This window comes from Sandaracinaceae bacterium, assembly GCA_016706685.1.
Classification (GTDB): Bacteria; Myxococcota_A; Polyangia; order Polyangiales; family Houyiibacteriaceae; genus JADJJE01.
The window spans coordinates 140,013-154,542 of record JADJJE010000013.1 but is presented as its reverse complement, the minus strand read 5'-3'; the positions used below and the strand labels follow the sequence as shown (position 1 = coordinate 154,542).

At 70.3% G+C, this 14,530-nt stretch carries 11 protein-coding genes; 6 read left to right on the top strand and 5 right to left on the bottom strand.

The window, feature by feature from the left end; genetic code table 11:
- The first annotated feature begins 174 nt into the window (after window positions 1-174).
- Together IPI43_16950 and IPI43_16945 are read left to right on the top strand one after the other, a co-directional pair.
- The gene (locus IPI43_16950; GenBank protein MBK7775796.1) at window positions 175-927 is read left to right on the top strand and encodes a phosphoadenylyl-sulfate reductase; all 753 of its coding nucleotides are present in this window, start codon (window positions 175-177) and stop codon (window positions 925-927) included.
- A gap of 10 nt (window positions 928-937) precedes the next feature.
- Window positions 938-2,056 (top strand): methyltransferase, encoded by a 1,119-nt coding sequence (locus IPI43_16945; GenBank protein MBK7775795.1) that lies wholly within the window; start codon window positions 938-940, stop codon window positions 2,054-2,056.
- A 60-nt stretch (window positions 2,057-2,116) separates the two neighbouring features.
- Here IPI43_16945 and IPI43_16940 read toward each other — a convergent pair whose 3' ends face one another.
- From IPI43_16940 to IPI43_16925, 4 genes are all read right to left on the bottom strand, one after another.
- On the bottom strand, window positions 2,117-5,536 hold the full coding sequence (locus IPI43_16940; protein MBK7775794.1) for a hypothetical protein: 3,420 nt from the start codon (window positions 5,534-5,536) through the stop codon (window positions 2,117-2,119).
- Window positions 5,537-5,886: 350 nt separating this feature from the next.
- A complete protein-coding gene (locus IPI43_16935; GenBank protein ID MBK7775793.1) occupies window positions 5,887-6,279 on the bottom strand; it encodes a PilZ domain-containing protein in 393 nt (130 codons plus the stop codon).
- Between the two features lie 26 nt (window positions 6,280-6,305).
- Window positions 6,306-7,655: a cytochrome P450 gene (locus tag IPI43_16930; GenBank protein ID MBK7775792.1), complete on the bottom strand. Its 1,350-nt coding sequence runs from the start codon at window positions 7,653-7,655 to the stop codon at window positions 6,306-6,308.
- Window positions 7,652-8,551 (bottom strand): haloalkane dehalogenase, encoded by a 900-nt coding sequence (locus IPI43_16925; protein MBK7775791.1) that lies wholly within the window; start codon window positions 8,549-8,551, stop codon window positions 7,652-7,654. The genes IPI43_16930 and IPI43_16925 overlap by 4 nt, the downstream gene beginning before the upstream one ends.
- Window positions 8,552-8,646: 95 nt before the next feature.
- Between IPI43_16925 and IPI43_16920 the strand changes: the two genes are divergently transcribed.
- The 3 genes from IPI43_16920 to IPI43_16910 are packed head-to-tail and all read left to right on the top strand — an operon-like array spanning window position 8,647 to window position 11,108.
- Complete coding sequence (locus tag IPI43_16920) at window positions 8,647-9,951, top strand: cytochrome P450 (protein MBK7775790.1); 1,305 nt, start codon at window positions 8,647-8,649, stop codon at window positions 9,949-9,951.
- The gene (locus IPI43_16915) at window positions 9,936-10,091 is read left to right on the top strand and encodes a hypothetical protein (GenBank protein ID MBK7775789.1); all 156 of its coding nucleotides are present in this window, start codon (window positions 9,936-9,938) and stop codon (window positions 10,089-10,091) included. The genes IPI43_16920 and IPI43_16915 overlap by 16 nt, the downstream gene beginning before the upstream one ends.
- Window positions 10,092-10,121: 30 nt before the next feature.
- On the top strand, window positions 10,122-11,108 hold the full coding sequence (locus IPI43_16910; GenBank protein ID MBK7775788.1) for a helix-turn-helix domain-containing protein: 987 nt from the start codon (window positions 10,122-10,124) through the stop codon (window positions 11,106-11,108).
- A gap of 45 nt (window positions 11,109-11,153) precedes the next feature.
- On the opposite strand, the gene IPI43_16905 is transcribed toward IPI43_16910, so the two are convergent.
- Complete coding sequence (locus tag IPI43_16905) at window positions 11,154-12,158, bottom strand: hypothetical protein (GenBank protein MBK7775787.1); 1,005 nt, start codon at window positions 12,156-12,158, stop codon at window positions 11,154-11,156.
- Window positions 12,159-12,215: 57 nt separating this feature from the next.
- On the opposite strand from IPI43_16905, the gene IPI43_16900 reads away from it, so the two are divergent.
- A complete protein-coding gene (locus IPI43_16900; GenBank protein ID MBK7775786.1) occupies window positions 12,216-14,528 on the top strand; it encodes a patatin-like phospholipase family protein in 2,313 nt (770 codons plus the stop codon).
- Window positions 14,529-14,530: the final 2 nt, after the last annotated feature.

Sequence of the window (14,530 nt, the reverse complement as noted above, 5' to 3'; positions counted from 1 at the left end):
TCGCAACGGTGGTGTGCTGGGGGCGGGGCTGTTCTTGACTATTTCAGTGTAGAATCACGCCGATTTTCGCCCAGTGAGTTACGTAATTCCGTGAGCAGCGACCGATTTCCGGACCGAAAGACGAGGCTCGCGTTGCAAACCCACACTGAATTTGTCAACTTACGCTCCCTCAGCATGGACGAACTCGACTCCACCTCAAGCGATCTCGATCTCCAGGCCATCAACCTGGAGCTGCGCGACGCCAGCGCCGAAGACGTCATCCTGTGGGCCGCCCAACGCTACGGCGAGCGCCTGGTGGTCTCCACCAGCTTCGGGGCCACGGCCGCGGTCATGTTGCACCTGGTGGCCCGGGTGGCGCCCGAGACCAAGGTGGTCTGCGTGGACACGGGCTACCTGTTCCCCGAGACCTACCGCTTCGCCGTGGACCTCGAGCAGCGCTTCGGGCTGGCCATGCACTGGGCCACGCCGGCCATCTCGTCGGCCCGGCAAGAGGCGCTCTACGGCAACCGTTGGGAACAGGGTGACGAGGGCGTCGCCGAGTACCTGCGCATCAACAAGGTGGAGCCGCTCGAGAAGCTGCTGAACGAGCTGGGCACCGTGGCGTGGCTGGCCGGCCTGCGCGCCAACCAGACCGAGCACCGCGCCAGCCTCCCTCGTGTGGGCATGCAGAACGGGCGCGTGAAGCTGCACCCCATCCTGCAGTGGAGCGAAGAAGACGTGGACGCCTACATGGAGCGCCACGACCTGCCCTATCACCCGCTCTACGCAGAGGGTTACCGCTCCATCGGTGACACGCACTCCACGCTGCCCACCACGGCCGACATGGACCCGCGCGACGGGCGCCTGCTGGGCAAGAAGAAGGAGTGCGGCCTGCACCTCCCGCTCACGCCGGCGCAGAACCAGTCGCTCAAGTCTTCGGGCCTCTGAGCGCGGCGGCATGGGCAAGGGCGCTGCGGGCGGCCAAGACGGCCGGGGGGGAGACGCGAGCACGCGCCTGCTGCTGGCGCGCGGGCTGAGTGGGCGTGCGCTGGTGGTCGACCCACCCGACGCCGAGAGCGTGGGGGTGATGCGCGCCGAGCTCGGTCGAGGGGGAGACGGAAACGGGCTGCGGGCGCTGACCTTCGACGTGCGCCAGGTCGCGTTCGCGGAGCTGCACGGGTCCCCGGCGGCGAGGGACCACGCGGGGGCGTTCGACGTGGCGCTGGTCTACCTGCCCAAGGGCAAGGCGCGGCAGCGCTGGGTGCTGGACCTCGCGGCGCAGGCGCTCCGGTCCGAGGGCGAGCTGCGCGTGGCGGGCGGCAAGCGCGAGGGCATCCGCTCCATCCGCGACGCCGTGGCCGAGCGGTTCGCGACCGTGCTGGAGATCACGAGCGGTGGTCACGCGCAGTGCATCGTGGCGCGCGGCCCGCGCGTGCTGGCGGATGGCGGGGCGGGGCTCGAGCGGTACGCGAGCGAGGCCGTGCTAGCGGTGCCCGGCGAGCCGCTGACGTGCATGTGGTACCCGGGCGTGTACGGCGCCGACAAGCTCGACGAAGGCAGCGCGCTCTTGCTGGGGGTGCTGGCCGCGTGGGTCGAGGCTGGCGAGCTCGAGCGCGTGGAGCGGGTGCTCGACGTGGGCTGCGGCAGCGGCGTGCTGGGCGCGTTCGTGGCGCGCGCGGCGGCGGCACGCGCGCTGCTGGGTGCGGGAAGAAGCCTGCGCGTGGACCTGGTGGACGTGGACGCGCTCGCGCTCGAGGCGGCGCGCGCCACGCTCCGGCGGGCTGGGCTGGAGATGGCCGAGGTGAGCGTGTTCGGGTCCGATGTGTACTCGCACGTGAGCGGGCGGTACGATTGGATCATCAGCAACCCGCCGTTCCACGAAGGTGTGCGCACGTCGTATGACGCGCCCGAACGCTTGATCCGTGAAGCACCCAAGCACCTGCGCCCGGGTGGCCGGCTGGTGCTGGTAGCGAACGCGTTCCTGCCGTATCGCGATGCGCTGGACCAGACGTTTGGTGGTCATGCCGTGCTGGCCGAGACCGGGCGGTTCCGGGTGTACGAGGCGCGCGGGCGCTGAGCCCCCGTGAGTCGAGACGCCATCCTCGCGTCATCGCCAGGCGACCCACGCAGCGTCGACCTACATCCCTGTGACCGACGCTCCGACCGCACCGGGTGAAGCTGAATACGTCGCGCCCGCCCGCATGCCGCTCTCGAACGCCCCGGAGCTGGGAACCCCACCCCAACAGAACGTGCGGTCGCCAAGCAGCGCGCAGGCCACAGTCGATCCCGCGTCCAACTGCGTGGCGCCGACGACGCCCGCGAGCTCACCGCCTGCAAAGGTCTCGCTTGCGGTCTCGTTGTGCGGACGCAGGAGTTGGCCCCGGCGATTGTCACCCCAGCAGCGGACGCGACCGTTCCGAAGACGCGCACACGCAAAGCCGCGACCTACGGCGACCTCGACGGCGCCATCGACCCCAACCACCTGCCCCGGCAGCGGCGAGCAGGGGAACGCACCGCAGATGTCGCCGGTGAGGTACCCGAGCGCACCGAAGGCCCCGCCCCAACACGCCACGGTACCACCCGCGCGAACCGCGCAGGTGTTCACGAAGTAGGTCGAGATCGAGACGGCGTCGTCGATCCCTGCCACCGGGTCCTGGGGAGCATGCGCGTAGAGCGGCGACAGCGCTCCGTTTCCGAGGCCTCCGCCCCCCCCGGCGCCCCAACAGACGACGCGCCCCGACGCGAGGCGCGCGCACGCGTTCGCAGCCAGCGCTTCGGCATGCAACGACAGCTGGACCACGGGGTCTCCCGCGGGGAGACCGACCACGGCGACGGGCGTGCGGGCGCATGGGATTCCATCACAGTCGTCGGGCGCGCCATCCCCGTCGCCCAGCACGCCCGTGGCATCGATGCCCCAGCAGCGCACGCCTCCGTCGCGCAGCAGCGCGCACGCGGCAGTGTCGGACACGACCACCTGTTGGGCTGGCGGAACATCAATCCGCGATGCGTCGCCGACGCTAGACGGCGCTGGCACCAGGACGTCCGAGCCGTTGTCCACGCTGCCGCCTCGACACCAAACCTCCCCCGTGGTCGTCACCACGCACGCGACCGCGGTTCCTACGGCAATGCTCTCGACGGGCGCTGGCCAGTCGATCTGCCGGGCGGGGTAGCGCACGCCAGGCACCGCCCAGGCAGTGCCGAGGGGTTCGAGCTCGCCCCAACAGCGCGTTGTGCCATCGGCGAGCACGGCGCACGCGAAGAGGTCGTCTGCCGCGAGAGAGGCCGGCTGAGCGTTCGAAGGCACAGGAATCGCTTCGGTGAACTGCCCGATGTCGGGGTGGGTCTCGGCGGCAGACCGGTCTCCCCAGCACCACGGACGGCCATCCAGGTCGAGGTAGCACATGCCCTCTGTCGCCGCTCCGAGCGCGATGACCTCGGCGGGTTGTCCTCCGTTCGCGTCCCACGCGAGCACCGGATCGCCGAGGCTCGACGCCCCCAACGAACCGTCGCCGGGCGGCGCCGCGCCCCAGCAACGTGCGTGCATGGCGTCGTCGATGCCGCACGTCAGCCGCTCGTCCAGCGCGAGCGTGCTCATGCTGGGCGCGCTGGGCGCAACCAAGCCCGCGAAGCGGCCGTCGCCGTTTGTGCCGAGCCAGGCGCCGTTCTCCCCCCAGCAGTAGGGAGTCGTTCCATCGAGCGCGCACATATGTCGGAACCCACCGAAGATCGCGGTCGCGTGCAAGGGGGTCGTCCCATCGATCATCACACGCGACGGTGCGCTCGACGTCAGCGTGTCACCGTCGCCCGCGTGCTTGCCCCAGCAACTCACCGCACCGTCCACGTGCAATGCGCACGAGGTCTCATCCGCGATGGCGACGTCAGCCACGGCTGCCCCGGACAGCGGCACTACGGTGGGCGATTCCGTCGTGTTCGACTGCCCGTTGGCGGGGCTCGCGCCCCAGCACGTCACCGTGCCCGCTGCGTCGACCGCACAGCCGTGACGAGTGCCAAACTCGGCCTCGGAGGCGTTGGTGACGAGCGTGTCGATCCAGTCTAGAGCCACGGTCGCCCCCCCCGGGCCAACGCCCCACGCCGCCGAGGCGACGCCTCGACATTGTGCCGCCCCCTCGTCCGAGACCCAACACTCACCGGACGCGTCCCCAAACGAGTCGGCCACCCCCACGATGGGCGCGCCACCCGCCGAAACGAGGTAGCTGGGCTGACGGAGCTGGCCGACATCGCCCCAACGCACCGCGCGGATGCCATCGAGCGCGACCACACCCCTGCGCCGGAACCCGGTGTGAAACGACACGCCCGCGAAGGTATCCCCAACGCAGCGACCCTCCTGACAGGTGCCGACCACGCAGCGGAGACCGCAGCCGCCGCAGTTTGTCTCGCTGGTGAGATCCGTTTCGCAGCCGTTGCTCGCCTGCCCGTCACAGTCCCCGGCCCCCCGATCGCAGGACGTCAGAAAGCAACGATTGGCGAGCACCTGCGCACCCCCATATCCGCAGGCTGCGGTCGCGCCGGGCGCCCGGGCTTCGCAGGCCACGTTGGCGCTTGCACGCTCGTCGGTCTCGCCGTCGCAGTCATCGTCCACGTCGTTGCACACGTCGGTCGCGACCGGATGCACAGAGAGGTCGTTGTCGTTGCAATCGTCCTTGGGGAGCGGCCCACCCTCGCACGTCGATGTGGGTAGCAGATGCTGGTCCGCGTCCGCGTCGATCTCGTCGTTGTCGTCCCCGTCGCAGTCGTTGTCGAGGCCGTCGCAGATCTCGGGGGCCTCCGGGTTCACCGCCGCGCTCGTGTCGTCGCAGTCGCCATTGTCGGAGACGAAGAGCGGGTCGCCGCAGCCCTGCTGACGCGCCGTCGCCGGGTTGCCGAAGCCGTCACCGTCGAGGTCCCGGTACACCGTCGCGAACACGCCTTCATCGAGCGTCCCGTCGCAGTCCTCGTCGAGGCCATTGCACACCTCCACACCCGACGCGTTGATCGAGCTCCGCGTATCGTCACAGTCCACCCCGCAGAGAATGCTCTGGTCGCTCTGCACGTTGCAGCACAGCGCTGACACCTCCAGGTCTCCGTCCACGTCAGCGTCGGTCGCCCCGCCCAACGTCGACGCGTCACAATCCTCATCGTGTCCGTCCGCGTCGCACACCTCCGGGTTGCCCGGGAAGCGAGTCGCGTCCTCGTCGGCGCAGTCGTCGCCGCCGCACACCACGGCGTCGTGCCCATCGCCGTCGGCGTCCGTACGGACAGCGCAGTCGGTGACGCAGAGCGAGCCGGCGTTGTCGCACGTCTGGTCCGTCAGGCATGGGCCCGACGTCGCGCTCACGCAGCCGCGGGCGTCGGCGTCGGCCGAGGCGGGTGCGCACATCTCCGCTCCGTTGCAGAAGACTCCGTCTGAACACTGCGCGTCGCTCAGGCAGAGCGCGAGACCCGCATCCACGTTGCTGGGTGGGGGAGTGCCGCACGCAGCGATGAGCGAAGACGCGGCAAGGACGAAAAGACAGTTGCGCGACAAGTAGACCTCCAGCGCCCCCCTCAGGCGGCCCATAGGACGGAGTGAGCACCAGTTGTGACTGCTTGTCCATGCACCTCTGTCGGGTGCCCCCGAGGCTCGCGCTGTCGGTCATGCTTGCCATGGGCCACACAGCCGCGCCAACACCTCGCTAGCTCATCACTGGCCCGAGGCAGGAGGCACCGGGCCAGGACGCAACACGATGTGCTCCATGCGCATGTTGTCCGTGATGCAGCCCATCACGTCATCGCACGTCGATGGGTCCGTTCCGACTGACACGCCAGCGGAGGGTCCAAGCGACCGTTGCGAGAGCCGCACGTACCCAGGACGGCACCAGCGCGATGAACGCCGCCATGAGACCGCCCACGTGGCGTCGAGCGAACACCTCAGCCGCCGCGGCGGCCCGGAGCGCCAGGCAGCGGAGGAGGCAGCGACCGGCCGTGCGCCATGAGCAGCTGGCGCAGGTCCTCCACGACCACCTTGGGCGTGTAGCGGATGGCGAAGCGCGAGCCCTCGAGGTCCTCCACGATGCGTACGATCTCGCCGGTGAGCTCTTGCTGCTCGCCGTCCAACAGGAGCGTGAGCAGCACCTCTTGGCGCACCTTCAGCCACTTGGGCCGGGCCAGCTCACGCAGGTCGATGAGCGCACCGCTCAAGCTGATGTCGATCACGTCGAGCACGTAGTCGATGTCCGAGCGGCGCACGCGCACCTGCGCCATCAGCGCGTAGCGCTCGGCACGCTCGGTATAGGCAGGCGGTGTGGATTCGGGCCCCGACATGTCCCGAGCATACCGAATTCTCGCGGTCAGAGTCGCTCGAGGCGCATGGGCAGCCCATCGGCCGCAACGGGGAGCGACGTGTAGTCCACCGGCAGCTCGTAGCCCGGCGGAACGCTCAAGCGGAAGCGCGTGAGCACGTGGTGCACCACGGAGCGAATCTCCAGCTCGCCGAAGTGCATGCCGATGCACTTGTGTGCGCCACCCCCGAAGGGCGAGAACAAGAACGGGTGCTGGCGATGCTCGGCACGCTCCGGACCGAAGCGGTCGGGGTCGAAGCGGTCGGGCGCGGTCCACCACTCGGGCAGCCGGTGCGTGGCGGCCATGCTCACCGCCACAGGGACGCCCGCAGGGATGAGGTGCCCGAGCAGGTCCACCTCCTTGACGGTCCGGCGCGCGGTCGCGGGCAGCGGCGTGAGCAGGCGCATGGCCTCCTTGATGGCGAGGTCCAGGCTGGGCGCCGCATCGAACGACGCCGGGGTGAGGTCCCCCGCCGGGATGTTGTGAAGCTCGCTGCGCAGGCGCTCTTGCCACGCTGGATGCCGCGCGAGCTGATACAGCAAGGACGTGAGCGTGATGGTGGAGGTGTCGTGGGCCGCCATCATCAGGAAGATCATGTGGTTCACGATGTCGTCGTCGGTGAAGCGGTTCCCCTCGGCGTCGGAGGCCTCGCACAGGCGTGAGAAGAGGTCGTGCGAGGGGTTGGCGCGCTTCTTCGGGATGCGCGTGCGGATGAACGACTCGAGCACCTGGCGGCCGCGCAGCCCCTTGCCCCAGCGGCCGAATGGGACCGGGTGGCGGATGAACGCGGTACCCGCCCGAACGGTGTCCACGAAGGCCACGTTCACGGCGTCCGCCTCGGGGCCCGGGCGCTCGCCCATGAAGGTCTCGATGGCCACGTCCAGGGTGAGCTGCTTCAGCCGTGGCGCCACGCGCACCTCGCCCGACGGCCAGCCCGAGACGGCGCGCGCGATGGTGGGCTGCATGCTCTGGAAGTAGCGCTCGATGGCCTGGCGCTTGAACGCGGCCTGCATGACGCCGCGGTGGAATCGGTGCTCGGCGAAGTCGAGCAGCATGAGCCCGCGCTTGAAGAACTTGCCGATGAAGAACTCCCAGGCCTCGCCATTCGCGTAGGCGCTGGTGGGGTCGGTGAACACGGCGCGGAGCGCCTCCGGCCCGCTGACCACGATGCTGGTCATGCCGAAGCCGTTCGACCAGTACACCGGCCCATGCTTCTCGTGGAGGCGCAGCGCGTTGGCCACGGGGTCCTGGAGGATGCGCAGCGTCTCGCCCAGGACTGGCAGACCGCGCTCCCCCGGCAACCGCGCGCGCACCACCCGGGCGGCGGCGTTGTCCAGGAGCGGGGCATCGAAGATCATCGGGCGGCCCGTGCGATCAGCTCGTTGACCGCCGTGGCGAACTCGACGGGCGAGTCCTCCTGCACGAAGTGCCCGCCACGCAGGGTCACGTGCGGCTGGCCCTTGGTGCCGGGCACGCGCTCGCTCACGTAGCCATCGCCGCCCCGGGTAATCGGGTCGCCGTTGCTGAACGCCAGCAGGAAGGGCTTCTCCCAGCGCTTCAGCACCTCCCACGCGGCGATGTTCGCGGCGCTGGCGGGGTCGGCCAGGCTGGAAGGCACCAGCGCGGGGAACGCGCGCGCGCCGGCCTGGTGCTTGGCGGTCGGAAAGGGCGCGTCGTAGGCGGCGCGCTCGCGCGTGGTCAGCGTGCGGCGCGTGCCCACCGCCAAGATGCCGCTGATGGGGAACCACGGGCTCACCCGCGCGAACGTGCGCCACATCTTGAAGGCGGCCGGAAAGTGCTGCTCGCCCGTGGGCAGCATGCCGTTGCTGAGCGCGATGCGGGCGAAGCGCTCCTCGTTCTCGGCCGCGAGGCGCAGGCCAATCAGCGAGCCCCAGTCCTGGCACACCAGCGTGATGTCCCGCAGGTTCAGCTGCACGATCAGGTCACGCACCCAGGCCACGTGCCGCGCATAGGTGTAGTCCGTGATGCGCGTGGGCTTGTCGGACTTGCCGAAGCCGATCAGGTCCGGCGCGATGACCCGCTGCCCGGCCTTCACGCACACGGGGATCATGTGGCGGTACAGGTAGGACCACGAGGGCTCGCCGTGCATCATGAGCACGACGGGACCGTTGCGTGGCCCCTCGTCCACGTAGTGCATGCGCAGCGCGGGGCTCCCCACCTGCACGTGGTGCGGTGCGAACGGGTAGTCCGGCAGGTTCAGGAAGCGGTGCGCGGGGGTGCGGAGGAACTCCATGCCGCGATGGTACCCCCAAGGTGGCCACCTGCGGCACCCCGTCTGGCCGCCTGCGGCGACTGACGGCGTGCCCACCTGCGCCCACACTCAGAGCCATGAACATGCCGCGCCACCACCGCCACGCTCTCCTGCCCGCCGGCCCTCGGGCGAACCGGCTGCGCCAGCTGCAGATGCTCACCGACGATCCGCACGCCTTCGTGCGCGACTTCTACGCCGAGTTCGGGCCCATCTTCACCGTGCAGGTCATGAGCGAGCCCTGGGTGGTGCTGGGCGACGCGGAGCTGGTGCGCGAGATCTTCCGGGGCACGGCCGACGACTTCCACTCGGACGCCGACGGCATCAAGTTCCTGCTGGGCGCGGAGGCGCTGATCTTCATGAACGGCGACGCGCACCGCGCCGAGCGCAAGATGCTGCAGCCGTCCTTCAAGAAGAACCGCGTGGACGAGTACGCCGCAGGCATGTGGCGCAACGCTCACGACGCGGTGGGCGCTCTCGAACCGGGCAGCGAGATCTTGGCGCAGCACTTCTTCGCGGACATCACGCTCGAGACCATCATCGAGTGCGTGTTCGGCGTGACCGACCCGGATCGCGCCGCGCGGCTGCACGAGCTGTTCGGCTTCACCATGCGCACCATGCAGCGCCCGGCGATTGGCGTGCTGTCCATGACCGTGGGCGGGGCCCGTGTGCGGGCCGCGATCAAGGCCGGCACCCAGCTCAGCCGGGCGCGCTACGGCACCCCGCGCAAGGCCGCACGCACGCTACTGGGCCAGCTCTTCGACGCCCGCCGCGAGCTGCTGGACATCCTGCGCATCGAGCTCGAGGCCGCGCGGAAGACGGCGCCGGGCGAGCGCGTGGACGTGCTGGCCGAGCTGGTACACAGCCGCTACGACGACGGCCGTGCGATGAGCGACGAAGCCATCCTGGACGAGCTGAACATGCTGCTGATCGGCGGGCACGACACCAGCGCCACCACCATGAGCTGGGCCATGTACTACCTGGCCCAGCACCCTGAGGTGACGCAGCGCGTTCGGGACGAGCTCGAGGCGGCGTTCGGTGACGGTCCGGTGGACCCCGCGCAGACGCACCGGCTCACGTACCTGCAGGCGGTCATCGACGAGGTCTCGCGCCTCCGACCGGTGGCCAACATCATGTCGCGCCGGCTCACGCGGACACGCACCTGGGTGGCTACGACCTGCCGGCGGGCACCGTGGTGCTGCCGAGCCCCACCATCATGCACTACCGCGAGGACATCTGGCCGGACCCCGAGCGCTTCGACCCTGCACGCTTCATGGGGACGCGGCACTCGCCGTTCCACTTCTTCCCGTTCGGCGGCGGCTCACGGGCCTGCCTTGGCAGGCCGTTCGCGGCCACCCAGATGCGCGTCGTGCTGGCCGAGTTGATTCGCCGGGTGGACGTTGAGCTCGCCCCCAGCTGCGCCACCAAGAACGCCATGAACGGGGTGCTGATCGGACCGTCGGACGCCGTTCCGCTGCGGGTGCTGCGCGTGGACGGTGCCCGCCGGGCCCCGCTGGCTGCCTGACAGTTTCCACGCTGCGGGCTAAGGTGGCGCGTGTCGCTCGGCCCGTGCTTCCACGTTGCATTGCTGCGCGCTCCGCTAGGGGCGCTCGCGGCAAGCGGAGTCACGCTGCCCACCACGGGCTTGCTGGCCGAGGTGGCGCGCGGCGAGGGGCCCGACCGCGTGCCGCTGGCCGTGGGCTACGACGCCTGGCGTGCGCTCGAAGAGACGGTGGGCCGCGACGTGGGCGTGCGCGCCGCGCTCGCCACGGATCAGGGCGCCATCGATCTCGCGGACTACTTGGTGGGCGCGTGCCGCAACCTGGAAGACGCCATCGACATCCTGCGGGAGCACCACCGCCTGTTCCACGACCTGGCGTACTTCCGGGTGCAGCGTCGCGGCGAGACCACCAGCCTCGTCGTGGGCCACGAGGGCCCGGTGACGCCGCCCGCGTCCATGGTCGAGTGGGCCCTGCTCACGTGGGTGTTCGTGCTGCGCGGGCTGATGCCGAGCGTCTCGTTCCTGGAGGCCCACTGCCAGCACCGCGCGCCCAAGGACCAGGAAGCGCTGTTCGCGAACGTGCCGCTGCGCTTTCGCTTCGAGCAGGCCGAGAACGAGCTGCTGATCCCCGACGCCCACGTGAGCGCCCCCAACCCGCGCGCCGACGACCGCTTGCGCGGGCTGCTGCTGGCGCAGGCGTCGCGTATGGTGGCGGAGCTGCCGCCACTCGAGGTGAGCGTGGTGGACCGCGTGCGCCACGAGCTGCTGCGCCGCCTCCCGACCGGCGCGCCCGAGGCCGACGACATCGCCCGCGCGCTGCGCCTGAGCCCGCGCACGCTGCGGCGTCGCCTCGAAGCGGAGGGCGTGGCGTTCTCCGACGTGCTGGACGCCGTGCGGCGCGACGAAGCGCTGCGCTTGGTGCGCGACACCACCCTGAGCTTCGACGACATAAGCTTTCGGCTGGGGTTCTCGCAGACCACCAGCTTCCACCGTGCGTTCCGCCGCTGGACGGGGGCCACGGCCAGCGCGCTGCGCGGTTGATCGGAGCCCCCGCAGCAGACCGCGATCAGCCGCGCTCCGCCTGGCTCACGCCGGCTCGCGCAGCGCGATGACGCGGGCCAGCTCCTCGCGCGCGTGCTCGACGGTCACCCCGGGCTCACGCTTCACCAGCGCGGCCCACACGGCCACCACCTCCTGCGCCAGCCGCGCGGGCGCGGTGACGTTCAGGGTGTAGCAATGGCTCCCGCCGTCGTCGCGCCCCACCTTCAGCAAGTAACCGTTGGCAAGGCCGCAGGCCTCCCAGGCTCCCTTCGCCGAATCGGTGGCCGAGTGCTCGGTGATGGCGTCGTACCAGGACAGGAAGCGCTGCTCGTCACCGCGCTTCTCGAAGTCATAGCCACCGCCACACCCGTAGGCGGCCGTGTACTCCTTCTCCTTGACGAGGACGGTGTCGGGCGGGTCGTAGGAGGGGTCGAGGTGCTGCGCCAGCACGCGCACGATGGGATACACGCCATTCACGACGCCGAGCGGCGCGCAAAGCAGCACTCCGTCCGGCCGAATGGGATATGTGTGCGCCAGCGTCACCACCGCGCGCGAGGCGACCGCGTGCGCGAGGGCCTCACGGGCGTGCTCCGCCGTAACGCCGGTCTTGCGCTCGAGGAGGGCGCACCAGGCCTCGAGTACGTCGTCCACTTGGGGGACAGGGCCCGTGACCTTCAGGAAGTAGTCGCCGCTGCCGCGCTCGTAGCGACCCACGCTCAGCGCACAGCCACCGGCGAGGCCGTACGCCGTCCACTCGCCGTGCGCCGACTCGTCGGCCGCGTGCTCGGTGAGGGTGTCGTCCCAAGTCAGCCCCTGCTCCGCGGTGCCGCGCTGCTCCAGGTCACGCCCGCCGCCGCAGCCAGCGGCGGGGTAGTAGTAGCTCTCCTCGCGGATCAGCGTGTCCGGTGGCTGGAACGCGTGGTCGAGGTGCTGCGCCAGCAGGCGCACGATGGGATAGATGCCCGGGATGAAGCCCTCCGGCTTGCACAGTGCCGGGCCCTCTGGGCCGAACGGGGCGCGATGCGAGCGCGTCACCAGGGGTGGAGTCATCGTGCGCTCAGTGTAGCCGCGGGTCGTACTTCCGGGGAGAGGGTCTACGGTGTCCCCATGCCTCGCTCCACCACGGCCTCCGCGCACCGCTCTTTCATGGTGGGCGCAGCGCTCGTGGTGACTTGCTTGCTGCACCTCCCAGCGAGCCACGGGCGCGCTCAGGGAGCGTCACCCCAGACGCTCTCGGTCACCGTGAGCGGCGGCGCGAGCCTCGGGGCCTACGAGGGTGGCTACCTCTACTACCTGGCCGAGACCCTCTCGAGGAACCCCACGCGCTTCCGGCTGCGCATCGTGACGGGCGCCTCGGCGGGCAGCACCAACTCGCTCTTGCTCGCGCTGTCCAGCTGTCGCCCCTCCGTGGCGCGCCCAGAAGACAGCCCGTTCTACGGCACGTGGACCCGCTCCACCTTCGACGCGTTGTTCGTCCCCGCGCAGGTGGGCCCTCTCGGCATGTTCTCGCGCGACGTCATCAGCGCCATTTGGGACGAGCAAGCGACGGCGTTCGAGGCCGGTCTGCCCGAGGACTGCGAGTTCGTGCTGGGTGTCCCGGCGACACGCCTCGAGGCCTTCGAGATCCCGCTGCGTGGCGAGCTGGGTGGACTCGCGCGCAGCGAGGAACGCTTCATGGTGCGCGTGACCGGCCGAGGCGCAGGGCGCGTGCCGTCCGTCGAGAACTACATCGACCGCGTGAACGCCTACGCGCCCGCGTTCTTGCCGGTGGACGGAGAGGGGGCGCACGAATTCAGCGCGCTCCGTGACCTGATCTTTGCGTCGTCGGCGTTCCCGTTGGCCTTCGCGCCCTACCCCGTGCCGCACTGCATTGGTGACGACGAGACCCAGAACCAGACCCCGTGCACGCCCGAGGCGGCAGTGAGCGCGCGCTTCGTGGACGGAGGGGTGTTCGACAACGCCCCGCTCCGCCTGGCCACCACCATCGCTCGCACGGGCTTGGTGCGCGACGCAGACGTGCGCGAGGGCCTGACCTTCCGTGACGCTCCGGACATCACGGAGCGCGAGCTGCCGAGACGCACGCTCTTCCTCCACGTGGACCCCGCGCTCGCCGCCTACCCCTTCGAGCCACCTGCCGACGACGACAGCGCGGGTGAAGGCGCCCTGCTCACAGCCCTGCGGCTCACGGGCAACGTGCTGGCCGGTGGACAAGAGCGCGAGCTGACCGGGCTGCTCGAGGACTACCCCGAGATCCGCGAGCGCGTGCGCGTGTCGCATGCGTATCTGCCGCAGACGGGCAGCCTGATGTACGGCTTCCTGGCGCTCTTCGACGAACAGTTCCTCGCGTTCGACTTCGTGCTGGGCATGCTGGACGCGCAGCGCATGGTGGAGACCGGTCTGTCGGCGTCCGCCCGCGCCCACGCCGGAGACGAGAGCGTGGCGCTGGTGCACCCCGAAGCGGACCGCGCCTCGCTCACGTGGCGCGCGTACGAGTGCGTTCGCGCGGTGCTCGACGCCGTGGGTTCCCCGGAAGCGCTGTGTGCGGGAGACGACCTCACGCCCACGCGTGCCTTGCTGCAGCTGGCCATCGAGCGGCTCTACCTGCGCTGCAGCACGCTCGCCGAGGGCACGCGCACCACCCACGCCCACTGTCAGCGGGCCATCGCGGGTGAGGCGCCGCCACGTGTGCCGCACCTCCCCGCAGCGGCCCGAGGGGAGGACCCTGCACGCGGAGAGGGGGAGGCAGCCGTCGCTCACGCGGTGCGTCGGCTCGATGAGCTGGGCTTCCACTTCCGGGGGCTCGGCCTCGCGCCCGACGAGGGAGGTCGCGCGATGCTGGCGATCCGCGAGCGTCTGTCCGACATCGGCGGGCGCTTCGTGGACGAGCAACCGAGCACGCGCCAGACCTTCGACGCGCTGCTGCGCTACACCATGAACACCATCGCCTACGCGCCGCCCATGTTCATCGGGCACGTCACGGTGGGCCGCCACATCGAGCTGGGCGCGAGCCTGGGCAGCCCGTTCGGGCACGTGCGCTGGCTGCGCGCCACAGGGGCGCTCTCCATCCTGGGCTTCGAGTCGGCGATCGCGGCGGGCCCCACCCGCATGGCGTTCGGCCTGTCGCTCGGCGTGGAGCTCGAGCCGTTGCGCTTGAACCGCGCGCTCTATCAGCTGCGCTTCGGCGCCCGCGCGGGCTTCGCGCTGGGCACGCGCGATGACGCCGGCCGGAGCCCGTGCATGGACAACGAGAACGCCCGCCTGTGCACGCGCGCCTTCGTGGACACCTACGTGTCCATCGCCATCGCCGAGCTGATCCGCTTGCAGGTCTCGGCCTTCTTCTACCCGGGCTACGGCGACGACCTGCGCTTCACGTGGTTCGTGGGGCCGAGCCTCGGCGTGCAGTTCCGCTCACGCATGTAACG

What these genes read in the sequence shown, in the direction of transcription:
- IPI43_16900 (MBK7775786.1), top strand. Translation starts at nt 12,216, where the DNA reads ATGCCTCGCTCCACCACGGCCTCCGCGCACCGCTCTTTCATGGTGGGC.
- IPI43_16925 (MBK7775791.1), bottom strand. Translation starts at nt 8,551, where the DNA reads ATGGAGTTCCTCCGCACCCCCGCGCACCGCTTCCTGAACCTGCCGGAC.
- IPI43_16950 (MBK7775796.1), top strand. Translation starts at nt 175, where the DNA reads ATGGACGAACTCGACTCCACCTCAAGCGATCTCGATCTCCAGGCCATC.
- IPI43_16945 (MBK7775795.1), top strand. Translation starts at nt 938, where the DNA reads ATGGGCAAGGGCGCTGCGGGCGGCCAAGACGGCCGGGGGGGAGACGCG.
- IPI43_16935 (MBK7775793.1), bottom strand. Translation starts at nt 6,279, where the DNA reads ATGTCGGGGCCCGAATCCACACCGCCTGCCTATACCGAGCGTGCCGAG.
- IPI43_16920 (MBK7775790.1), top strand. Translation starts at nt 8,647, where the DNA reads ATGAACATGCCGCGCCACCACCGCCACGCTCTCCTGCCCGCCGGCCCT.
- IPI43_16940 (MBK7775794.1), bottom strand. Translation starts at nt 5,536, where the DNA reads ATGGGCCGCCTGAGGGGGGCGCTGGAGGTCTACTTGTCGCGCAACTGT.
- IPI43_16905 (MBK7775787.1), bottom strand. Translation starts at nt 12,158, where the DNA reads ATGACTCCACCCCTGGTGACGCGCTCGCATCGCGCCCCGTTCGGCCCA.
- IPI43_16930 (MBK7775792.1), bottom strand. Translation starts at nt 7,655, where the DNA reads ATGATCTTCGATGCCCCGCTCCTGGACAACGCCGCCGCCCGGGTGGTG.